Source organism: Sanguibacter keddieii DSM 10542, assembly GCF_000024925.1.
Taxonomy (GTDB): Bacteria; Actinomycetota; Actinomycetes; order Actinomycetales; family Cellulomonadaceae; genus Sanguibacter; species Sanguibacter keddieii.
On sequence record NC_013521.1, the window covers coordinates 70,212 to 90,443 of the forward strand.

The window sequence follows — 20,232 nt, forward strand, 5'->3', positions numbered from 1 at the left end:
GCTACAGCGCGCGGGCGAGCTGCTCCAGCTGGGCGAGCCGGTCGTCCCCGACGGGCGTGAGCACGACGCTGCCCGCACCGGCCTCGTGCCGTGCGGCGATCTTGGCGCGCACCGCGTCCGGGGTCCCGGCCAGGCTGAGGGCGTCGACCCACTCGCGCGGCATCTCACGGGCCAGCTCAGCAGGTGAGCCGCACCGGGAACGCAGCGCCCTGAGGTCGTCGGCGAAGTCCAGGTCGACGAGGTGCGGCGCCCAGTCGGGCTCCCCGACGTAGGCCAGGCCCGGGCGCACGGCCTCGAGGGCGCGCTCGCCGTCGTCGTCGACGACCGCCACGTCGTAGGCGATGAGGTCGTGCTCTCCGGCGGCGGCGATGTGCCCGAGGGCCGCGCGGATGTAGGTCGGCGGTGCGGGCTCGGCCAGGATCGTCCCGTCGGCGACCCGGCCCGAGAGCGCGAGGGACTTCGGCCCGCGCACACCGAGCACGACCGGTGGCACCACGTCGGGGAGCTCGGTGAACTCCTCGTGCCGCAGCGTCACGTACCGACCGTCGGGGACGGCGCGACCCCGGAGCACGGACCTCACGGCGGTGGTCGTCTCCTCGAGCAGCGTCAGCGGGCTCGACGGCCACACGCCGAGGCTGCGCATCCACGCGGGCATCCCGTGCCCGATGCCGGCGATGACGCGGCCCGAGAAGAGCTGGCCGAGCGTCGCGACCTCCATCGCGGCGAAGGCTGCGTGGCGCGCTGCCGCAGGCGCGATCCCGATGCCGACCGTGATCCTCGGCGTGACCGCCAGCACCGCCGCGGCCTGCGTCATGCCGCCCCGGAAGCCGAGGTCCTCGACCACCCACAGCTCGTCGAAGCCGAGCTCGTCCGCGCGACGCGCGAAGGTCAGGACCTCGGTGGGCGGGAGGTCCCGGGGGAGCATGACGCCGGTGCGACGCCGGCCAGGGGTCCCGGTGGGCTCGTCGATGGTGGTGGCGGGGTCGGTCGTGGTCATGGCGTGGTCCTCGGTGGTCGGGGAGCTGGGGTCGGCGGGGGAGCGGGGCGCCCGTACTCGATCTGTACGATCGTACCCACGGTCGGCCGGGCCGGGAAGGCCTGGGCCGTCCGCAGCCGACCGCAGCCGTCCGCACCGCGTGCGCCTCTCACAGGCCGGTGATAGACCGAAGAGATGAACGCCTCGACCAGCACCCCCGCCCGTCCTGCCAGCCTGCGACCCGGGACGGCGGCGCGCCGCCGGTCCCTGTCCCTCACCGCCGCGCTCGCCGCGGCCGGCCTGCTGCTCGCGGGCTGCGGGTCCGACGACGACGGCGGGGGAGGCGGCGCGACCTCCGCCCCGGCACCGTCGGCGACGAGCGAGCCGACCTCACCGGAGCCGACGACGCCTGCACCAGAGCCCTCCGCAGAGCCCTCGGCCACCTCGACCCCCGAGCCCGGCGTGGGCGCCGGCTGCCCGGCGACCGACGGCGGCATCCCGGAGGGCGCGGCGACGAGCGAGGTGGTCGACGTCGACGGTGACGGCCGGGCCGACACCGCGTGGATCACCGGCGGCGCGGACCGCACCTTCGGCATCACCACGGCCTCGGGGGCGACGTTCTCGGCCCCGATCGAGTCGGCGAGCCCGATCGGTGCCTCGGCCGTGGTCAACACCGTCGGCGCGGACCTCACCCCGATCGCCCTCGTGGACCTCGGCCGCCAGGCGCAGCTCTTCTCGCTCGACGGCTGCGCCGTCACGCAGACCGTCGACGACGGCGGCCAGCCGTACGTGTTCGACCGAGGCTTCGGCGACCAGGGCACGGGCGTCGGCTGCACCGACGTCGACGGCGTGCTGCACCTCGCCGGGCTCCTCGCGACGGAGGAGGGGGACGGCTGGACGGTCACCCGCACCCTCGTCGACCTCACGCCCTCGGGGGACGTCGCCACCAACGGCGCGGTCGACGTGGTCGCCGAGGATGCCGCCGCCACGGACGCCGTGGTCACGACCGCGCAGGAGGTCTCCTGCGGTGACCTCGTCGCCGGCGACGGCGGCCTGGTCGAGCCCGAGTCCTGACGGTCAGACCCGCCAGGTCGCATCCCGGTCCGCGAGGTCGCACAGATGCAGTCGAGGTCGCACTGACACGCCAGGCCGGTCCTCGAGTGGTGGCGATCTGGCGTGTCGGTGCGACCTCGGCGGAGGTGGTGCGACGTCGGTGGAGTCAGGTGCGGGCGGCTGTGCGTGCCGGGGTCGCCTCGACCGGGTCCCCGGTCACCGTCGCCCGGCGGACGGGGATGAGGGCGGCGACGACCGCGGCCGCGAGGCCGACGCCAGCACCGATGAGCAGCGCGGTGCGGAACCCGGCCTCGGTGGGCAGCGCGGTCCCGCCGAGGTCCATGGTCATGTGGGCGAGGATCATGCCCATGATCGCCGCGGCGACCGACGAGCCGATCGAGCGCATGAGCGCGTTGAAGCTGTTGGCCGCGGCCGTCTCGTCGCGCGGGACGGCCGACATGATGAGGGCGGGCATCGCGCCGTAGGCGAGACCGACACCGCTGTTGCACACGAGGGTGACCACGAGGATCCCCCAGGTCGAGCCGAGCAGCAGCATGGAGGATGCGTACCCCGTGGCGATGACCAGCGCCCCGAGCGCGAGGGTCACCTTGGGGCCGCGGACGGCGGACAGCCGCGCCCCGACCGGCGCGACGGCCATCATCATCAGACCCGCCGGCGCCATCCAGAGGCCCATGGCGAGCATGGTCTGACCGAGCCCGTACCCGGTCTCGACGGGCAGCTGGAGCAGCTGCGGGAGCACGAGGGACTGGGCGTACATCGCGAACCCGACGAGGACCGACGCGAGGTTGGTCATGAGGACCTGCGGGCGTGCGGTGACACGCAGGTCGACCAGAGGCTGCCGGGTGCGCAGCTCCCACCAGCCCCAGGCGGTGAAGACGACGGCCGCGCCGACGAAGAGCGAGACCGTGGTGCCGCTGGCCCAGCCCCAGTCGGAGCCGCGCGAGATCGCGAGCAGCAGCGCGACCAGGCCGGCGCCGAGCCCGACCGCCCCGAGGAGGTCGAAGCGTCCCGGGGTGGTGCGTGCGGCGCCCTTCGGCACGAAGACCGCGACCATGACGGCGACGACGAGCGACAGCCCGGCCGCCACCCAGAAGAGGGTCCGCCAGCTGCCGTGCTCCGCGATCGCCGCGGCGAACGGCAGGCCGAGCGCGCCGCCGACCCCCATCGAGGCGCTCATGAGCGCGATGGCCGACCCGACGCGCTGCTCGGGCAGGACGTCGCGGAGCAGGCTGATGCCGAGCGGGACGATGCCCATGCCGAGCCCCTGGAGCCCTCGGCCGGCGATCATCGGGACCACCGACGACGACAGCGCGCAGACGACGGAGCCGAGGACGAGCGGCACCGTGCAGGCGAGGATGAGGCGCTTCTTGCCGTACATGTCGCCGAGGCGGCCGGCGACGGGCGTCGCGACGGCGGCGGCGAGCAGGGTGACGGTGATGACCCAGGTGGTGCTCGAGGGCGAGGCGTCGAGGAGGCGGGGGAGGTCGCCGATGAGCGGCACGACGAGCGTCTGCATGAGTGCGGCGACGATGCCGGCCAGGGCGAGCGTCGCGACGACCACCTGGGGGCGGGCGTGCGGGGCGGTCTCGTGTGCCGGGGTCTCGCGCATGGTGGAATTGCTCATGCGGGTGGGTCCTTCCGTCCGGTGGTGCTGCGTGGGCCCGGCGGGTGCGTCGTGCTCGATGTGCACTATACACACGACATGTATCATGCACATGACTGGTCTGTCGCACGGCGCCACGGACCGACGAGAGGATGGCCGAGACTCATGGTGGAGCCCTCGCGGCAGATCGAGCTCGAGCTGACGCTGCTCAACCGGCACAGCTACTTCGACGGACCCCGCAAGGCGGACGCCCACAAGAAGGTGGACCGCAGCGCCTACATCGTCCTCACCCGCATCGAGCTCGACGGGCCGCTGACCATCGGCGAGCTCAGCGCCGCCCTCGGGCTCGACACCTCGACGGTGAACCGGCAGACGGCCGCGATGCTCAAGGCCGACCTCATCGAGCGGATCCCGGACCCGGCGGGCGGCCTGGCCCGCCGTCTGGCGATGACCGACGAGGGCGCGGAGCGCCTCGAGTACGCGCGTGCCAGGACTGTCGAGTCTCTCGGGCGGATCATGTCGGGGTGGTCGGAGGCCGAGGTCGAGGACTTCGCCCGTTCCCTCGAGCGCTTCAACCGCGGCATCGAGGCGCTCGAGGGTCGCCCCTGGCCGCGCCCCGTCGACTGACGGCCTGCCGCCACGTCCGGCGCTGCCGGACCGCGACCTCACCGCCCTCCGGGAGGGTGATGAGAAGACCTTTACGCACGGGTTACCGCCGCGCAACGGTGCGTGCCGAGACGAGGCCCAGGCTCGAGGGACGACGGTGACAGCCGTCCTTCCACCAGAGGGAGCCACCCATGAGCTATGTGAAGCCGGACGAGGTCGTCGCGACCGCGATCGACGCAGGGGCCACCAAGGCCGCGCTGTCCACCCCCGAGCTCCTCGTCCGGGGTGTCCTCGGAGGGGCGATCCTCGCGTGCGCGACGACGCTCGCCTTCCAGGCGACGGTCCAGACGGGGCAGCCGATCGTCGGCGCGATCATCTTCCCCGTCGGGTTCATCATGATCGTGCTGCTGGGCCTCGAGCTCGTGACGGGCAGCTTCGCGCTCATCCCGCTCGCGGTCTTCACGGGGCGGGCCACGGTCCGCGGGATGCTCCGCAACTTCGGCGTGGTGCTCGTCGGGCACGTCGTCGGTGCGGTCGGCTACGCGGCGGTCTACGTCGCGGTCATCAGCCGCATGGGGACGGACACCGAGAACCCGCTCGTGGCGAACCTCGTGCAGATCGCCGAGGCCAAGACCATCGGCTACGAGGCGATGGGCGCGAGCGGCCTGGCCCTGGTGTTCCTCAAGGCGGTCCTCTGCAACTGGATGGTCACCCTCGGCGTCGTCATGGCGATGACCTCGAGGTCCACGGGCGGCAAGATCATCGCGATGTGGCTGCCGGTCACCACGTTCTTCGCGCAGGGGTTCGAGCACGCCGTGGTCAACCTGTTCGTCATCCCCGCCGGCATGATGCTCGGCGCCGACGTCACCGTCGGCGACTGGTGGCTGTGGAACCAGCTGCCCGTCCTCGCCGGGAACTTCGTCGGAGGTGTCCTCCTCACCGGATTCGGCCTCTACTGGGCGCACCGCCGCAGCGTCGAGTCCCGCCTCGCGCTCACGGGCGACGTGACCGGCGCCCCGACGGCCCCGGTCGCCCCGACGAAGCCTGCCGCTGCGGCCTCTGAGCTCCAGGACGCCTGACCGGCGGACGCGCTCTCGTGGGCACGGGGACCTCTCCCCGTGCCGCGGGAGCGCGCCGGTGTCTCCCCTGCGGCAGGCTGGGTCTCCCGCAGGAACCACAGGAGGCACACCGATGGCCGCACCACGAGAGCACGTCACGGCCGAGATCGTCGCGCTCGGCACGCCCGAGGTCCCCTACGTCTTCACCGCGACGCCCGCAGGTGTGACGGGGACCTGGGACTACGCCGACGCGCGCTGGGCCGGGCTCATGGCCGCTGGGACCGTCGACCGGACGTATCGGCTGGTCGTCGAGCTCCACGACGACGGGACGTACTCCCTCACCGACCACGGCTCGGCGAGCGAGGCGAGGGTCGGGTCCACCGGCGGCGGGGGCTTCGGCGCCAGCTACAGCTCGACCAGGTTCCGTGGGACGGTGCGCAGCAAGAGCTTCAACCGCTCGTACTCACCGATCGCCTCGAACCACGGGCAGGTGGGTCACACCTACGGGTGGCGGTTCGACTCCGACGAGATGAGGGCACCGGTCAAGGCTGTCCTCGAGCGCAACGGGTGGACCGCTCGCAAGCGTGGCCTGTGGGCCCGGCTCACGGGCCAGGGGTGACGGGCCCTGGGGTCTCGGGATCTGACGTCTTCGGCCGGCGAGGCGCAGGCTTCTCGACCACGACGACGCACCACGGCAGGAACCGCTGCACCAGCGGTCCGACCGCGATCGCGTAGAGGACGGTGCCGAGGCCCACGGTCCCACCGAGCAGCCAGCCGGCGACGAGCGCGGTGACCTCGATCCCTGTGCGGACGAGGCGCAGCGACAGCCCGGTCTGCCGCGAGAGGCCGGTCATGAGGCCGTCACGAGGCCCGGTCCCGAGCTGCGCGCCGATGTAGAGGGCACCGCCCAGGGCGTTGAGCACCACCCCCGCCACCAGCATGGGCACCTGGAGAGCGAGGTGGTCGACGTCGGGGACCACCTTGAGCGACAGGTCGATCACCGCTCCGACGAGCAGGGCGTTCGCGATGGTGCCGAGCCCCGGGGCCTGCCGGAGCGGGATCCACAGCGCGAGGACCGCGAGCGACATGAGGACCACCACTGTCCCGATGGACAGCGGTGTGCTGCGCGAGATGCCCAGGTGCAGCACGTCCCAGGGGCTGAGGCCCAGCCCGCTGCGGAGCACCATCGCGAGCGACACCCCGAAGAGCACCAGCCCGAGCACCAGCTGGACGAGACGACGAGGCATGCGACCGGCACGCAGCTGCTCGAGCGGCGTGAGGTCTTGGAGGACGCGGGCGGTGGTCACCGGCTCACCCTAGGTGCTGGCGGGGGTGCCGCGGTCACTCACCTCGGATGCGTCCGCAGCCGTGGGTGCTGTCGAGTCAGGTGATCACGGCAGCGGACGTCTCTCGCACACGATCGCACCTACGGGCCTCTCGCCGCGGGCCGACCGTCGACGGGTCTCGACCACCTCGAGCCCTGCCGCCTCGAGGACGCGGTGGAGCTCGTCCGCCGGCCACCGGTACGCGCGCACGACGGCGTGGTCGAAGGGCTCGCACACGTCACCGTCGAAATACCCCAGCACGAGCTGGCCTCCCGGCCGGAGGGTGCGGGCAAGCTCGGCGATCGGCACGCTGATGGTCGACGGCTCGTGGTGGATGGTCGAGAACCAGGAGAGGACCCCGCCGAGCGAGCCGTCGGGCTCGTCGATCTGGTCGATGCTCTGCAGCTCGAAGCGGACGCCCGGGTAGGTCGACCGGGCGTGCTCGACGAGCGCCGGTGCGAGGTCGATCCCGTAGGCGTCGAGACCGAGCCTCTGCAGGTGGGCGGTCCAGTGCCCGGGGCCGCACCCGGCGTCGAGGACGCGGCCGCTCAGACCTCCGGCCCACGAGTCGACGAGCTGCCGGTCAGCGAGGTGCACCGCAGTCATCGAGCCCAGGAGATCTGCGTACTCCGCAGCCCGGGCGGAGTACGCGGCGCTGGTCCCGGTCATCGGTCGAGGGTATCGGGGAGCGGCAAGCAGGATCAGAGCGGTGTCCGGTAGCTGTCCGCGCGCAGCACGTAGCGGACGTCGACGAGGCCGTGGTCGCCGGGCGCTGGTACCGAGAGCGGCGTGTCCCACCGGCCGGCGGCGTCGATCCGTGAGGACGACATCGAGACGGGGACGTCGTTCCACCCTCGGCCCCAGAGTGCGGTGCTGACGGTGAGCGGACGGGCCCCGTGCGAGGAGCTGATGCCGATGACGTCGCCGGGCCTCACCTCGGTCGGACGATAGGAGGGGAGGTCGAGCAGCTTGGACCCTGCCTGGTCGAACCAGTTGCACCGCGAGACGTCGGTCGGGGTGTGGAGCGAACCTCCGCACACCATGCCCCAGAGCGAGGACCGGTCGGTCCGCACGACCTCGATGCTCGCGTCTGTCGCGGAGGCCCATCGTCTCGACAGCGTGACGTGGACGTCGACGGTGGTCGTGCCGACCTGCGCCGGGAAGGAGTGCCGACCGTCGGAGAGGTGTTCTGGGATCACCCAGGTGGTCCTGGTCTCGTCGTTCCGCACGTCCGGCGAGTCGTACCAGGACCACGCGATGTCGACCGTCAGGGTGGCCTGCCCGTAGACCGCCATCAACCCCGCGGGCCCGTCGTGGGAGACGACCCGAGCCGCCTTCTGCTGGGACGTGGGCCTGTCCTCGGAGACCACCGCGCTCCCCTGGACGAACCATGACCTGGGGTCCCCTCGCGGTGCGAGCTCCACCGTGACGAACTTCATCAGCGACGGGAACCGGGTCGAGCCGGGGTAGATCAGCGAGTTCATCGTCGGGTCGGGGCGGTTCGGGCTGACGCTGTGGTCGCCGGCGTCGAGCTTCTTCCCGCGGGTGGTGAAGTAGGCGTCGATGCTGTCGGTGTCGTCGGCCGTCAGCACCGTGGCCTTGATGTCCTCGAGCCACGGCAGCAGGATCCGCTGGTCGTTCTGCTCTGGGTCGTCGTCCAGCTGCGCGTGGTCGTCCACGCGATCGCGCAGGGAGTAGCAGCACTGCGAGCTGTTGTTGAAGAAGGCCTCCATCGGTGTGACGGGAGTCCTCGAGTGACCGGCATCGACGTTCGGCAGCACGTCGTCCCAGCTGAAGGACCCGGGGGCACGGAACATGACCCAGTCGGGGACGGGGACGAACTGGCCGAGGGGCTTGTCGAAGAAGTGGACGACGTCGACCGCCGACGCCATCGTCCCGGGTTGGGCGGAGGAGTCGTCGTGCGGGGAGTGATAGGTGACTCCGCGGAAGGGGAAGGGGAGCTGGTCAGAGAGGCCGCGCATGTCTGTCTCCGTGTATCCCGTGGAGTCCTTCATGGTGACCTCGACCGAGAGGACGCCGTCGGTGGTCGCGCTGTGCGTCGACCAGCTGTGCACAGCGGCCTCCATCCGCAGGCCGGCAGGTCCGTCGTGCCCTGGGATGGTGGTGTCGCTGGCGAGGTCGCGGGCGATCTGACGGGAGACCTGCACCTGGGTCAGCGGTACGCGCGGGAGGTCAGGGATGGCCCGTGTGCGCTCCGCCCACTCGGGGAAGAGCGGGAAGGCGCTCATCCGGAACTTGAAGACGACCCGGTCGAAGATGCCGACCTCGGGATGTGCCCGGTGGAAGGCAGCGACCTGCTCGACCGCGTCCATGATCTCGGCCTGCGCGGCGGCCTTCTCGTTCGTGCTGTTCTTGATCTCGACGTAGAGCAACGACTGGCCCCCGACGCGGCGGTAGTGGTCGAGGAACTGGTCGAGGCTCGGTACCTTCTCGCCGGCCTGCGGTTCTCGGGTGATGTTCACCAAGGTCTTCTGCTGCAGCTGGTCCCATGTCAGGCTGCTGAGCGCCGCGTTCGGTCCCTGTCCGGTCAGGGGGTCGTACGACGGCTCGAGCATCTTGCCGACGTGCGTGTCGTGGAACATCACCAAGGTGTTGTCTGCCGTGCGGCGGAGGTCGGTCTCGATCCCTGGCCGGCATCGGAGATAGCTCTCCTCGAACGCGGTGAGGCTGTTCTCGGGGATGTTCGCGTCGAAGTCCCCACGGTGCCGGATCGTGGTGAACTGCTCCTCGCCCCTCAGCCCCTGGATGGTGGCGAGGATCTCGTCGCCGGACTTGGTGCACCCGTGCGCGATCTCTCGCGCCACGTCGTCGTCGGACAGGGTGCCTGCGGTTGTCGTCCGAGGTTCTCCCGCGGGTTCCCCGACAGCGGCCGGGTCCGCCAGGGCCGGGGGTGTGGTGATCGCTGCGGACGTCACCAGAAGTGCTGCGAGGACGGGCACGACGAGGGCGCGGCGGGCTCGGAGATGCATGGTCTGTGCCTCCTACGTCGTCGTAGGCCGACCGGTTCACGGCGGCTCGAGGACTGTCTGCGGGGGGCATCTCCGACATTACGACAGCGCAGGTGCCCCGACAAGGGCGGCGCGGCACCTGTGCCTCGTCGGTCCGCGCGGCCTCGCGTCACGCCCCCTGCGCCGGCTGTTCCCGCAGCGACCAGGTCCGGATCCGCTCCCACGCGAGGGAGCGCCACCACGCGCCGCCCCAGCAGTCGCTGGTGAACGAGTAGAGCGCGACCCTCCGCGCCGTGAAGTGCTCGGCGGGGGCCGGGGCGGGAACCTCACGGATGAACGCCTCCACGTCTGCCGCGATCGCGGGGTCGGTGCTCAGCTCGTGGGAGGCGAGCGAGAGGTGCGCCCGGAAGCGGTCCGCCGCGAAGGGCGAGACGAGCGTCGCGTCGATCTGGTGCGCCAGCGGGGCGAGCGCACGGTTGACGTCGACCGCGAGCCGGTGCAGCGCGAGGTTGGTGCTGCCGTCGGGGAGGGTGTCGATGTCGTAGGCGACGGCTCTTCCGTGCCTGGCGATCCCTCGGTTGTAGACGTCGAAGGCGGCTCTCTGGTCGAGGACCGGGTCGAGCGAGTCCGCGACGCGCTCGGGTGGGGCGGTGATCGGGACCGACCCGGCCAGCGTGGCGTGCGGGGGGAAGCGCCCGGCGGAGACGAGCCCGAACTGCCGCTCGACGCTGAAGGTGATGCTGGAGATCGCGGCCGAGGTGGCGGCGTCGGGCAGCAGGAAGACTCCGTAGACAGGCTCTGACATGACAGCCCTCTCGTTCGTGGGGATCAGGGGGGACGGGGGAGGGGCGGCCTGGTCTGGCCGCCCCTCCCAGGTGGTCAGCCGAGCCGGTCGAGGTAGTGCTGGATGGCCGCGTTGCCGCGCTCCTCGGCGTCCTTGAGCGTCGCGGTGACGTCGGCACCCCCGACGATGCCCTCGATGGCGCTGCGGACCGCGTCGCGCCCCTCGTTCATCGCGCCGGAGTGGCACCCGGCGCTCGGGACCGAGTCGGTCGTCCCCGCGAGCTGGTCCAGGACGACCTGCTGCATGTCGGACACGTCGTCGAGCGACTCGAGCGCCGTGGTCGAGGTGGGGAGGTATCCGGACTCGAGGAAGATCTTGGTCTGCACCTCGGGCGACGCCATGTACTGGACGAAGGTCGCCGATGCGGCGAGCGTCTCGTCGCTCTGGTCGTCGTCGATCATCCAGACGGAGTTGCCGCCCGGGACGGCACCGCCGTCGGCGCTGCCGACCGGCAGGGGCCATGCGCCGAACTCGAAGTCGGCCGCCCGCTCGGCGTCGCCGAAGATGCGCGACGACTGGATCATCAGCGCTGCCTCGCCGGCGGCGAACGCGTTGAGCGACGCGCTCCCGTCGGTCCCGGTGTTGAGCATCACCCCGCTCGACACGAGCTCCTGGATCTTCTCCCACACGGCGACCTGCGGTGCTGCCGTGTAGCTGAAGGCCGACGCGGGCGCGGCGGTCCCGTTGTCAGGGGTGCAGTACTGCAGCCCTTCCGCGGCGGTGAACTGCTCCGCCCACCACGGGTCGAGGAACTTGGTCAGCCCTGCCGTGCCGGTCTGGGCGTGCACGGACTCGGCCGTGCTGAACAGCTCGGAGAGGCTGGCCGGGGGCGACGCCGGGTCGATGCCGGCGCTCTCGAGCAGCGCCTGGTTGTAGAGGACGACCGGCTGCGACACCATGATCGGCACCGAGGTCAGCACGTCGTCCGAGGTGTAGTAGCTGGCGATGACCGGGACGACGTCGTCCTCGTCGAAGACGGTGCCGTCCGACGCGGTCACCTCGCCCGGCGCGATCGTCAGCCCGGTGTCCTGGAGGTAGGTGGAGAACGTGTCACCGCCTTGCACGAGCTGGGGGAGGTCGCCCGACTGCACGGCGTTGGTGAGCTTCGACATGGACTCGGAGTAGCTGCCCTGGTAGACGGCGTTCACGGAGATGTCGGGGTGCGCCTCGTTGAAGTCGTCGACCAGCTCCGTGAGGATGTCGGCGGGCACGCCGGACACCGAGTACCAGAAGTCGAGGTCGATGCGTCCGTCGGTGGCAGCCTCGTCGCCGTCGCCCGCGCAGCCCGCCAGCGCGAGACTGACGGCGACGGACGCGCTGAGGGTGCCGGCTCTGGTGAGCTTGTGCATGGTGGTTCTCCTTCGGTGGGTGGTGACGCGCCTTCGCGTCACTTGACGGCGCCCTGGGTGAGGCCCTTGGCGAGGAAGCGCTGACCGATCAGGACCAGCACGATGGTGGGCAGAGCGGCGACGACCACTCCGGCGAGCGAGGCGCCGATGTCGGTCCCCGACTCGTCGGACAGGATCTTCACGCCGACCTGGACGGTGCGTGACCCAGGGCTCTCGGAGACCACGAGCGGCCACAGGTACCCGTTCCAGGCTGAGATCGCGGCCATGAGGGTGACGGTGACGACGGTGGGTCGGCACAGCGGGACGAGGAACCCGAACAGGAAGCGCACCGGGCCGGCTCCGTCGACGGTCGCCGCCTCGGCGATCTCCTTCGGGAACGACAGGAAGGTCTGCCGCAGCAGGAACACCGTGTACGCCGAGACGAGGAACGGCAGGAAGACCGCGAGGATCGTGTCGTAGAGGCCGAGCGAGCGGATCGTGAGGTAGTTGGCGACGAGGATCGTCTCGCCCGGGATCATCATCGTCAGCAGGATGAACGCGAAGACGACGTTCGGTCTGCGCAGGCGCCCGAACACCAGGGCGTAGGCGGCGAGCAGCGCGGTGAGCACCTGCGCGGCCGTCTGGGCGACCGTCACGACGACCGAGTTGACCATCTGCTGCAGCAGGGGCGCCCGGTGGAGGGCGGACGTGAAGTTGTCGAAGGCGATGCCGGTCGGTACCAGGTCGCGCAGCGACCCCGTCAGCGCCTGCCCCGGCCGCAGTGCCGCGAAGGTCACGTACAGCAGCGGCAGGGCGACGAGCAGGGCAGCCACCGCCAGGTACACGACGATCAGGGTGCGGGCGATCGTGGGGCGCATCAGTAGCTCACCTTCCGCTCGAGGATCCCGAACTGGACTGCGGTGAGGGCCGCGATGATGACGAGCAGGATGATCCCGCGGGCTGACGCCGCGCCGTAGTCGGCAGTCCCGCTGAAGGCCTTGGCCCAGATGTCGAACACGAGGGTCTGCGTCGAGCGCGCCGGACCACCCCCTGTCACGACCTGGATGATCGTGAACTCCCGCATCGCCTGGATCGACTGCGTCACCACGAGGAAGAACAGGGTCGGCGTGATGAGCGGGACGGTGATCGAGGCGAGCACCCGCGCACGTGAGGCGCCGTCGATCGCGGCCGCCTCGTCGACCTCGGGCGGGACGGCGTCGATCGCCGCGATGAGCAGCAGGGTGACGAAGCCGATGGACGTCCAGACGTCGACCATGACGATCGACACCATGGCCATCGTGGGCTCGGTGATCCAGCCTGCGGGCTGTCCGGTGAGCCAGATGGCGATCTGGTCGAGCAGCCCGTAGGTCGGGCTCATGAGCGCACGGAACGCGAGGCCGGCGACGGCGGCGGACACCGCCATGGGGATGAGGACGATCGCCCGGGAGAACCCGGTGCCTCGCAGCCGCGCCGCGAGGGGGACGGCGAGCGCCATCCCGACGACCAGCTTCGCTGCGACGCTGAGTCCGACGAACGTGAAGGTGATGACCAGGGTCCGGCGGAAGTCGGCGGACCCGAGCATCGTCGCGTAGTTGTCGAGCCCGACGAAGCCGGACGGTCGCCCGAAGAGGTCGGAGCTCTGGAACGACAGCACGGCGGTACGCACCAGCGGCCAGTAGTTGAAGGCGAGGAGCGTGACCGCTGTGGGGACCAGCGCCCAGACGGCCCACGGTGCCGCCCGACTCCGGCGTCTAGGGCGGGTGGCCGGAGATCCGGTCGTGGCCAGGTGAGGCATGAGTCCTCCGGTGGGCGGCCCGCCGCGGCTGTGCGAGCGGGAGAGGTGGGAGCTGCTGCTCGACGTCGAGCGAGCGTGCTGCGTCAGGGTCAGGTTGACGTTTTGTCCTGCTTGGGGCTAATCGGGCAATATAGGGAGTGCGCGGTGCGTCCGCAAGTCCCGGACCGGGAGACGCCAGGCGGCTGCCCAGGAGGGGTCGCCGCCGCGTCACGACGAGCCACGAGCCAGGACGGATCAGGAGGCGGACATGGAGATCGCGCTGCTCGTCGCTGCCTGCCTGCTGGCTCTCGTCTACGGCTCGAACGCCGGGGCGACCATCGCCGCCACCAGCGTCCTCGTGCACGGGGCCCGCCCCTGGGCGGCTGTGGCGGTGCTGGGCGCAGCCCTGGTGCTGGCGCCCGTCGTCCTCGGGACCGCTGTGGCCACGACCGTCGCCCACGACCTGGTGCCGTCCGACGGCGGCGCCGACACGGGGCGTGCGGTGTTCCTGGGAGCGGTCGTCGCGGCTCTCGTGGTGACCACGGTGCTCAGCCGGTGCCGTCAACCCACGAGCCTGACGCTCGCCCTGGTCGCCGGGATCGCCGGCGCGGCGCTCGGAGCCGGCCAAGAGGTCGCCTGGGCGTCGCTGCTGCGCGTCCTGGGGCTGATCGCGGTCGCGCCGCTCGCAGGCGCCGCGCTCGCGCGGGTGCTGCACGGCGCGACCCGGCGCTGGCAGGTCCCGATCGCGGCGCTGCCGCGGTGGCACGCGGTCTCGTACTGCGTCCTGTGCCTCGCGTTCGGCGGGAACGACGCGCAGAAGATCCTCGCGGTGGTCGCGGTCGCCTCTGCCCCGGTCGCGGCTGCCGTCGAGGTGGTCGCCTGGCAGCTGGTGGTGTGCGCGACGCTCTTCTCCGCAGGCGCGGCCCTCGGCCTGAGCCGCATGGAACGCACCGTAAATCGTGGCGTGGTGGCCGCCCAGGGTCTCGACACGGTGATCACGCAGACGTCGACAGCCGTCGTCATGCTGCTCAGCTCCCGCGCAGGGAGCCCCGTCGGCATGGCGCAGACGCTGTCCGGCTCGCTCGTAGGTGCAGGAATCGCTCGAGGGAGAGGAAAGATCCGGTGGGAGCACGTGGCAAGGATCGCTCTGGCATGGGTGCTGACGGTGCCCGCGGCCGTCGTCGTGGGGATTGGCGCAGCCCGCCTGACGACCGTCCTCGCGGGCGTGTCCGACGGCTAGCCAGGAACCTCTCGGGGGCTGGTCGTGACGACCTCGTCGACGGTCTGCTCGGTCAGCTCCGGGCGACCGAGCAGGCGTGCGACGTCGCCCTCCGTCTCGCCCGCGGTGAGCTCGACGCGTCCACGGCACGGTCCGTCGTGGCGGAGGTCGAGCACGCCGGTGACGACTGGCGCGAGCAGGTCGTCGAGTCCCTCGCGAGAGCCCTCACCAGCTACCTCGACCGGGAGGACTTCTTCACGTTCTCGCGCGCGGTCGACGACGTCCTGGACAACCTGCGGGACTTCGTCCGAGAGGTCGACCTCTACGACGTGACCCCCGGGGAGGACTGGATCGCCGTCCTCGAGCAGATCCGGGAGGGGGTCCTGGCGCTCTCCGACGCGACGGGCTCGCTCCGGGACGACGTCCGAGGCGTGTCGCTCGCCGCGCTCACCGCCAAGAAGGTCCCGGTGCGGCTGCACTACCAGCTGGCGATGGCTCGCCTGCTGGCGGAGCCCCTCGACGACTCGACGCTCCGCCGCCGGGAGGCTCTCCGCCGTCTGGACATCGTGGGGATCCGGCTCTCAGAGGCGGCTGACCACCTTGCGGCCGCGGCGGTCAAGCGCGGGGTGTGAGGGCCCACCTCACACGTTGAGCCGGTACCCCCGCTTGACCACGGTCGCCACGAGGCGTGGCTCGGGCAGCGACGCCCGGAGCCGGCTCATCGCCATGTCGAGGGCGTGCTCGTTCTCGGCCTCGGGCAGGTGCGCCATGAGGTCCTTGCGGGTGAGCACGGCCCCCTTGCTCGCGGCGAGGGCACGGAACAGCGCGAGCGGGGCGGGGGCCAGCTGGCCCGCGCGGCCGTCGAAGACCACCGAGCGCCCGCGGATCTGCACCTGCCCCAGCGCGGTGGGGAACTCGGCCACCTGGTGCAGCGCGAGGTGCTCGCACACCAGCCGGATGAGCGCGCCCATGCGGAACCGCTCGGGGATGATCGGCGTCACGCCGGCGACCTCGAGAGGCCCTGCGGTCACCGGACCGACGGCGGCCGCCACCACGTCGGTGCGCAACGCGTCGAGCAGCTGGTCGAGGACACCCTGCTCGATCGCCGAGGTGAGGAACGCGTCGACCGCCGGGGCGCTCGTGAAGGTGACGACGTCGAGGTTGCGCGAGCACACCGCGTCGATGAGCCTCGGCAGCCGCTCCGCGCCGTCGGGCTTCACCCAGCGGTAGGGCTCGACGGTGAGCACCCGCGCCCCGCCGGCACGCAGCCGCTCGAGCTGCTGGCCGTCCGTGTACCCGTGGAGCTGGACGGCCACCGTCAGCCCGTCGACGCCCTCGTCGAGCAGCATGTCGATCACCGACGAGGTGCGCTCGTCGTGCGCGATGCCGACGTCGTCCAGGCCCGCCGCGCGGACCGCGCCGCGGGCCTTGGGACCGCGGACGAAGATCCGGGAGGCCTGCAGCACCTCGGTGAGCGGGTCGCCGAGGCCCGCGGCGTCAGCAGCCTCGCTCCACCGACGCATGCCGTAGGCCGTGGTGACCACCATGACGTCGGGCGGCGTCTCCAGGATCGCCCGGGTGTCCGCGAGCAGGTCGACGTCCTCCTCCACGGGCGCGATGCGCAGCGCGGGGGCGTGCATCACCTGCGCGCCGCGCCGCTCGAGCGCCGCGATGAGGTCGTCCGACCGCCGGTCCGACGTCACGCCGATCCGGAACCCCGAGAGCTGGTCGTTGCTGAACTCGGTGACACCGGACGTGTCGTCGGCAGCGTTCATCCAGATACTCCTAGCGAGGCGCCCGCCAGCTCGGTGAGCTCACGGGGCCAGTCGTGGCCGAGGCGGACGACCTCGCCGATGACGAGGACGGCCGGGTTAGAACATCCCGCGAGCGTAGCCGCTGACGTCGCCTCGCCGAGAGTCGAGCAGGTCGTGCGCTGGTTCATGCTGTACCCGCGCTCCACCACGGCCACCGGCATGTCCGGCGTCATCCCCGCCTGCCGCAGACCCGTCATCGTCTGGTGCATGGTGCCGATCCCCATGAGCACCACGATGGTCCCGCCCAGCCCGGCCAGGTGCTCGCACTCCGACGCCGTGAGCGGCACGTGGCCCGAGATCACCGTGAACAGGCGCGACACCTCACGGTGCGTCACCGGGATGCCGGCCGCCGCCGGCACCGACACGGCCGACGTGATGCCGGGGACCACCCGCACCGGGATGCCCGCAGCCCGCGCCGCCAGCACCTCCTCCGAACCACGTCCGAACACGTAGGGGTCGCCGCCCTTGAGGCGCACCACCGTCTCGCCGGCCCGCGCCCGGTCGACCATGAGCTCCTCGATGCCACGCTGTGTGATCGCGTGGTGCCCAGGACGCTTGCCGACGTCCACCAGCTCGGCACCGTGGGTCAGCTCGGCGAGGTTCTCGTGCGGGGCCAGCCGGTCGTAGAGCACCACGTCGGCGTCCGCGAGAGCCTGACGGCCCGCCACCGTGAGGAGCTCGTCCTGGCCGGGCCCACCACCCACTAGGATGACCTGGCCCCCAGGAGCTGCGGCGTCCTCGCGGACCACCAGGTGCGTCCTCCGCAACCGGGCCACCACGTCGTCCCACCCGCCCTGGCAGTCGTCGACCGCGATGACGAGCCGCACGTCCTCCAGGCCCGTGAGGTCGACGTCGGCCGGCGTGTGCGCGGTGCGCACCACCGCCCCGGCGTGGGTGCAGCGCCGCAGGGCACGCCGCGCGCTGTGCGCGGTGCCGAGGATCAGCACCGTGGTGCCGGCGAGGTCGAGGTCGAGGTTCACGGGTCAGCCCTCCTGGTTCTCGGGACGCACGGGGATGCTCAGCCCCGCCAGCATGACGGGTCCGCGCACCGGCTCGTCGAAGCTCTCGATCCCTGGGCCGAGGTCCCCGGCCCGCTCGGCGGGCGTCGCCGGACGACGCTGCCCGCGCTCGCGGACGTAGGCGGTCGACTGGTCGGCCTCGGTCGGGGCGTTGACGAAGGAGCGGAACCGCCGCAGCCTGTCGGGGTCCTTGAGGGTCGCGGCCCACTCGTCCTCGTAGTGCTCGACGTGCAGGGCCATCGCGGCCTCGAGGTCGTCCCCGATGCCGAGGGAGTCCTCGACGACCACCTGGTGCACGTGGTCGACCCCGCCGTCGAGGTCTTCCATCCAGCGGGCCGTGCGCTGCAGGCGGTCGGCCGTGCGGATGTAGTACATGAGGTAGCGGTCGACGTACCGGATGAGGGTCTCGTCGTCGAGGTCCTTGGCGAGCAGCTGGCCGTGGACGGGCTGGAACCCGCCGTTGCCGCCGACGTAGAGGTTCCACCCGGTGTCGGTCGCGATGACGCCGACGTCCTTGCCGCGCGCCTCGGCGCACTCGCGGGCGCAGCCCGACACCCCCATCTTGAACTTGTGCGGTGCGCGGAGCCCGCGGTACCGGAGCTCGAGCTGGATGGCCATGGCCACCGAGTCCTGCACGCCGAAGCGGCACCAGGTGGAGCCCACGCAGGACTTCACGTTGCGCAGCGCCTTGCCGTAGGCCTGGCCCGACTCGAAGCCGGCCTCGACGAGCTGCTTCCAGATCTCCGGCAGCTGGTCGAGCCGTGCCCCGAAGAGGTCGATGCGCTGCCCGCCGGTGATCTTCGTGTACAGCCCGAACTCGATCGCGACCTTCGCGATGACCGCGAGCTTCTCCGGCGTGATCTCGCCGCCGGGGATGCGGGGGACCACGGAGTACGAGCCGTCCTTCTGCATGTTCGCCAGGGCGCGGTCGTTGGTGTCCTGGAGGGCGCCGCGCCCCGGGTCGAGCACGTAGTCGGTGTGCTGCGAGGCGAGGATCGACCCGATGGCCGGCTTGCAGATGTCACAGCCGCGGCCGGAGCCGAAGCGGCCCAGGATCTCCTCGAAGGACGTGAGGCCGAGGGCGCGCACACCCTCGAACAGCTCGGCCCGCGACATGGGCACGTGCTCGCACATGGCCTTCGACACGGCGACACCGGCCTTGGTGAGCTCGCCCTCGAGGAGCTTCTTGAGCATCGGCACGCACGAGCCGCACTGCGTGCCCGCCCGGGTGCAGGTCTTGAGCTTTCCCAGGTCGTGGCAGGGGGCGGTCTTGGCGTCGCCGTGGACGGCGGCGCGGGCCGTGCCCACCGCGACGTTGTTGCAGGAGCAGAGGATGGCGTCGTCGGGCAGCTCGGTCTGCGGGGCCTCGCCGCCGCCCGCTGCGGTGAGGAACGCCCCGGGCTCGGCGCCGAGCTCGCGGCCGAGCAACGGCCGCAGCGAGGTGTACGGGGTGGCGTCGCCCACGAAGATGCCGCCGAGGAGCGTCTTGGCGTCGTCGGTGACGACGATCTTCTGGTACATCCCGCGGGCCGGGTCGGCGTAGACGATCTCGAGGCAGTGCTCGCTCGCGCCGAAGGCGTCGCCGAAGCTCGCGACGTCCACGCCCGACAGCTTGAGGCGGGTCGCGGTGTCGAAGCCGGGGAAGGTCGCGGCACCGCCGTGCAGACGGTCGGCGACCACCTCGGCCATGGTGTTGGCCGGCGCGACGAGGCCGACGCACCGGCCCTCGAAGCTCGCGACCTCGCCGATCGCCCAGATGCCGGGGACCGAGGTCGAGCAGTCGTCGGAGATCTCGACGCCGCCGCGCGGCCCGGTGACCAGGCCGGCGGAGGCCGCGAGCTCGTCGCGAGGCCGGATGCCGATCGCGGCGACCACGAGGTCTGCCGGGAGCTCCGCGCCGTCGCCGAGCTCGAGGGCCACGACGCGGTCGTCCTGGACCAGGACACCCACGGGTCGGGTGCCGCAGTGCACCTCGATGCCCGTCGACGCGATGAGCCGGCCGAGGGCCTGCCCGCCGCCCTCGTCGAGCTGGGCGTTCATCAGCCACCCGGCGCCGTTGACCACGGCCGCCTCGGCACCGAGCTCCTGCAGACCGCCCGCAGCCTCGAGACCCAGCAGACCACCACCGACGACGACCGCGCGGGGCGCCCGGCCGAGCTCGGCGGCGAGGCGCGTCACCTCGGCCGCCAGGCCCCAGACGTCGTCGACGGTCCGGTACACGTGCGTGCGGTCGCCGCCCGGGAAGGTGAGGCGGGCCGCGTCGGAGCCCGTCGCCAGCACCAGCTCGTCGTAGGCGACGGTGCTGGTGGACGTCTGGACGGTCCGGGCCTGGGCGTCGACCGCGACGGCGCGCTCGCCGGTGCGCAGCGTCACCGCGGGGTGGTCCCACAGCTCGCCGCCCCCGAGGGTGAGGTCGACGTCGCCGACGAAGGCCTTGCTCAGCGCGACGCGGTCGTAGGGCTGGTGCACCTCCTCGGCGAGGACGGTGATGCGCAGGCCCGCGGTGTCACGGGACGCCATCGCCTCGACGAACCTGTGCGCGGCGGGGCCGCCACCGACGACGACGACGTGCCGTCCGGGGGTGGGGGCTGCGGCGTTTCCGGTCATGCGAGTACCTCCAGGG

General features: G+C 71.7%; 18 protein-coding genes. 6 read left to right on the top strand and 12 right to left on the bottom strand.

Going from position 1 to position 20,232, the window contains the following annotated elements:
- Window position 1: 1 nt before the first annotated feature.
- Window positions 2-997, bottom strand: a complete 996-nt coding sequence (locus SKED_RS00330; protein WP_012865111.1) for an LLM class flavin-dependent oxidoreductase — start codon at window positions 995-997, stop codon at window positions 2-4.
- A gap of 174 nt (window positions 998-1,171) precedes the next feature.
- On the opposite strand from SKED_RS00330, the gene SKED_RS18740 reads away from it, so the two are divergent.
- Window positions 1,172-2,050: a hypothetical protein gene (locus tag SKED_RS18740; RefSeq protein WP_012865112.1), complete on the top strand. Its 879-nt coding sequence runs from the start codon at window positions 1,172-1,174 to the stop codon at window positions 2,048-2,050.
- A 145-nt stretch (window positions 2,051-2,195) separates the two neighbouring features.
- On the opposite strand, the gene SKED_RS00345 is transcribed toward SKED_RS18740, so the two are convergent.
- Entirely contained in the window at window positions 2,196-3,674 is a 1,479-nt protein-coding gene (locus SKED_RS00345; RefSeq protein WP_245534595.1) for an MFS transporter, read from the bottom strand.
- A 144-nt stretch (window positions 3,675-3,818) separates the two neighbouring features.
- Between SKED_RS00345 and SKED_RS00350 the strand changes: the two genes are divergently transcribed.
- From SKED_RS00350 to SKED_RS00360, 3 genes are all read left to right on the top strand, one after another.
- A complete protein-coding gene (locus SKED_RS00350) occupies window positions 3,819-4,280 on the top strand; it encodes a MarR family winged helix-turn-helix transcriptional regulator (RefSeq protein WP_012865114.1) in 462 nt (153 codons plus the stop codon).
- Between the two features lie 170 nt (window positions 4,281-4,450).
- Window positions 4,451-5,338, top strand: coding sequence for a formate/nitrite transporter family protein (locus SKED_RS00355; RefSeq protein ID WP_012865115.1), 888 nt, complete (start codon window positions 4,451-4,453; stop codon window positions 5,336-5,338).
- Window positions 5,339-5,450: 112 nt separating this feature from the next.
- The gene (locus SKED_RS00360) at window positions 5,451-5,936 is read left to right on the top strand and encodes a hypothetical protein (protein ID WP_012865116.1); all 486 of its coding nucleotides are present in this window, start codon (window positions 5,451-5,453) and stop codon (window positions 5,934-5,936) included.
- Here SKED_RS00360 and yczE read toward each other — a convergent pair.
- From yczE to SKED_RS00395, 7 genes are all read right to left on the bottom strand, one after another.
- Window positions 5,920-6,624, bottom strand: a complete 705-nt coding sequence (gene yczE, locus SKED_RS00365; RefSeq protein WP_012865117.1) for a membrane protein YczE — start codon at window positions 6,622-6,624, stop codon at window positions 5,920-5,922. The genes SKED_RS00360 and yczE overlap by 17 nt on opposite strands.
- An 84-nt stretch (window positions 6,625-6,708) precedes the next feature.
- Complete coding sequence (locus SKED_RS00370; protein ID WP_012865118.1) at window positions 6,709-7,311, bottom strand: class I SAM-dependent methyltransferase; 603 nt, start codon at window positions 7,309-7,311, stop codon at window positions 6,709-6,711.
- A 32-nt stretch (window positions 7,312-7,343) separates the two neighbouring features.
- Window positions 7,344-9,632 carry a glycerophosphodiester phosphodiesterase family protein gene (locus SKED_RS00375; protein ID WP_081447867.1) on the bottom strand — a complete coding sequence of 763 codons (2,289 nt, stop codon included), beginning with the start codon at window positions 9,630-9,632 and terminating at the stop codon, window positions 7,344-7,346.
- Between the two features lie 148 nt (window positions 9,633-9,780).
- Complete coding sequence (locus SKED_RS00380; protein WP_012865120.1) at window positions 9,781-10,416, bottom strand: 2'-5' RNA ligase family protein; 636 nt, start codon at window positions 10,414-10,416, stop codon at window positions 9,781-9,783.
- Window positions 10,417-10,490: 74 nt separating this feature from the next.
- Window positions 10,491-11,804, bottom strand: coding sequence for an extracellular solute-binding protein (locus SKED_RS00385; RefSeq protein ID WP_012865121.1), 1,314 nt, complete (start codon window positions 11,802-11,804; stop codon window positions 10,491-10,493).
- A 38-nt stretch (window positions 11,805-11,842) separates the two neighbouring features.
- A complete protein-coding gene (locus SKED_RS00390) occupies window positions 11,843-12,661 on the bottom strand; it encodes a carbohydrate ABC transporter permease (RefSeq protein ID WP_012865122.1) in 819 nt (272 codons plus the stop codon).
- The gene (locus SKED_RS00395) at window positions 12,661-13,578 is read right to left on the bottom strand and encodes a carbohydrate ABC transporter permease (protein ID WP_012865123.1); all 918 of its coding nucleotides are present in this window, start codon (window positions 13,576-13,578) and stop codon (window positions 12,661-12,663) included. The genes SKED_RS00390 and SKED_RS00395 overlap by 1 nt, the downstream gene beginning before the upstream one ends.
- A 247-nt stretch (window positions 13,579-13,825) precedes the next feature.
- Here SKED_RS00395 and SKED_RS00400 point away from each other — a divergent pair, with 247 nt between their 5' ends.
- Window positions 13,826-14,797: an inorganic phosphate transporter gene (locus tag SKED_RS00400; RefSeq protein ID WP_012865124.1), complete on the top strand. Its 972-nt coding sequence runs from the start codon at window positions 13,826-13,828 to the stop codon at window positions 14,795-14,797.
- Window positions 14,710-15,408 carry a DUF47 domain-containing protein gene (locus tag SKED_RS00405; protein WP_143755602.1) on the top strand — a complete coding sequence of 233 codons (699 nt, stop codon included), beginning with the start codon at window positions 14,710-14,712 and terminating at the stop codon, window positions 15,406-15,408. Before SKED_RS00400 ends, SKED_RS00405 begins: the two co-directional genes overlap by 88 nt.
- Window positions 15,409-15,417: 9 nt before the next feature.
- On the opposite strand, the gene SKED_RS00410 is transcribed toward SKED_RS00405, so the two are convergent.
- The 3 genes from SKED_RS00410 to nirB are packed head-to-tail and all read right to left on the bottom strand — an operon-like array spanning window position 15,418 to window position 20,216.
- The gene (locus SKED_RS00410; RefSeq protein WP_012865126.1) at window positions 15,418-16,551 is read right to left on the bottom strand and encodes a uroporphyrinogen-III synthase; all 1,134 of its coding nucleotides are present in this window, start codon (window positions 16,549-16,551) and stop codon (window positions 15,418-15,420) included.
- A complete protein-coding gene (cobA, locus tag SKED_RS00415; RefSeq protein ID WP_012865127.1) occupies window positions 16,548-17,570 on the bottom strand; it encodes a uroporphyrinogen-III C-methyltransferase in 1,023 nt (340 codons plus the stop codon). The genes SKED_RS00410 and cobA overlap by 4 nt, the downstream gene beginning before the upstream one ends.
- Before the next feature lie 3 nt (window positions 17,571-17,573).
- Window positions 17,574-20,216 carry a nitrite reductase large subunit NirB gene (gene nirB, locus SKED_RS00420; protein ID WP_012865128.1) on the bottom strand — a complete coding sequence of 881 codons (2,643 nt, stop codon included), beginning with the start codon at window positions 20,214-20,216 and terminating at the stop codon, window positions 17,574-17,576.
- Between the last annotated feature and the right edge of the window lie 16 nt (window positions 20,217-20,232).

What these genes read in the sequence shown, in the direction of transcription:
- nirB (WP_012865128.1), bottom strand. Translation starts at nt 20,216, where the DNA reads ATGACCGGAAACGCCGCAGCCCCCACCCCCGGACGGCACGTCGTCGTC.
- SKED_RS00410 (WP_012865126.1), bottom strand. Translation starts at nt 16,551, where the DNA reads ATGAACGCTGCCGACGACACGTCCGGTGTCACCGAGTTCAGCAACGAC.
- SKED_RS00380 (WP_012865120.1), bottom strand. Translation starts at nt 10,416, where the DNA reads ATGTCAGAGCCTGTCTACGGAGTCTTCCTGCTGCCCGACGCCGCCACC.
- SKED_RS18740 (WP_012865112.1), top strand. Translation starts at nt 1,172, where the DNA reads ATGAACGCCTCGACCAGCACCCCCGCCCGTCCTGCCAGCCTGCGACCC.
- SKED_RS00400 (WP_012865124.1), top strand. Translation starts at nt 13,826, where the DNA reads ATGGAGATCGCGCTGCTCGTCGCTGCCTGCCTGCTGGCTCTCGTCTAC.
- SKED_RS00370 (WP_012865118.1), bottom strand. Translation starts at nt 7,311, where the DNA reads ATGACCGGGACCAGCGCCGCGTACTCCGCCCGGGCTGCGGAGTACGCA.
- SKED_RS00355 (WP_012865115.1), top strand. Translation starts at nt 4,451, where the DNA reads ATGAGCTATGTGAAGCCGGACGAGGTCGTCGCGACCGCGATCGACGCA.
- SKED_RS00385 (WP_012865121.1), bottom strand. Translation starts at nt 11,804, where the DNA reads ATGCACAAGCTCACCAGAGCCGGCACCCTCAGCGCGTCCGTCGCCGTC.
- SKED_RS00390 (WP_012865122.1), bottom strand. Translation starts at nt 12,661, where the DNA reads ATGCGCCCCACGATCGCCCGCACCCTGATCGTCGTGTACCTGGCGGTG.
- SKED_RS00350 (WP_012865114.1), top strand. Translation starts at nt 3,819, where the DNA reads ATGGTGGAGCCCTCGCGGCAGATCGAGCTCGAGCTGACGCTGCTCAAC.
- SKED_RS00395 (WP_012865123.1), bottom strand. Translation starts at nt 13,578, where the DNA reads ATGCCTCACCTGGCCACGACCGGATCTCCGGCCACCCGCCCTAGACGC.
- SKED_RS00345 (WP_245534595.1), bottom strand. Translation starts at nt 3,674, where the DNA reads ATGAGCAATTCCACCATGCGCGAGACCCCGGCACACGAGACCGCCCCG.
- SKED_RS00330 (WP_012865111.1), bottom strand. Translation starts at nt 997, where the DNA reads ATGACCACGACCGACCCCGCCACCACCATCGACGAGCCCACCGGGACC.
- SKED_RS00360 (WP_012865116.1), top strand. Translation starts at nt 5,451, where the DNA reads ATGGCCGCACCACGAGAGCACGTCACGGCCGAGATCGTCGCGCTCGGC.
- SKED_RS00405 (WP_143755602.1), top strand. Translation starts at nt 14,710, where the DNA reads ATGGGTGCTGACGGTGCCCGCGGCCGTCGTCGTGGGGATTGGCGCAGC.
- SKED_RS00375 (WP_081447867.1), bottom strand. Translation starts at nt 9,632, where the DNA reads ATGCATCTCCGAGCCCGCCGCGCCCTCGTCGTGCCCGTCCTCGCAGCA.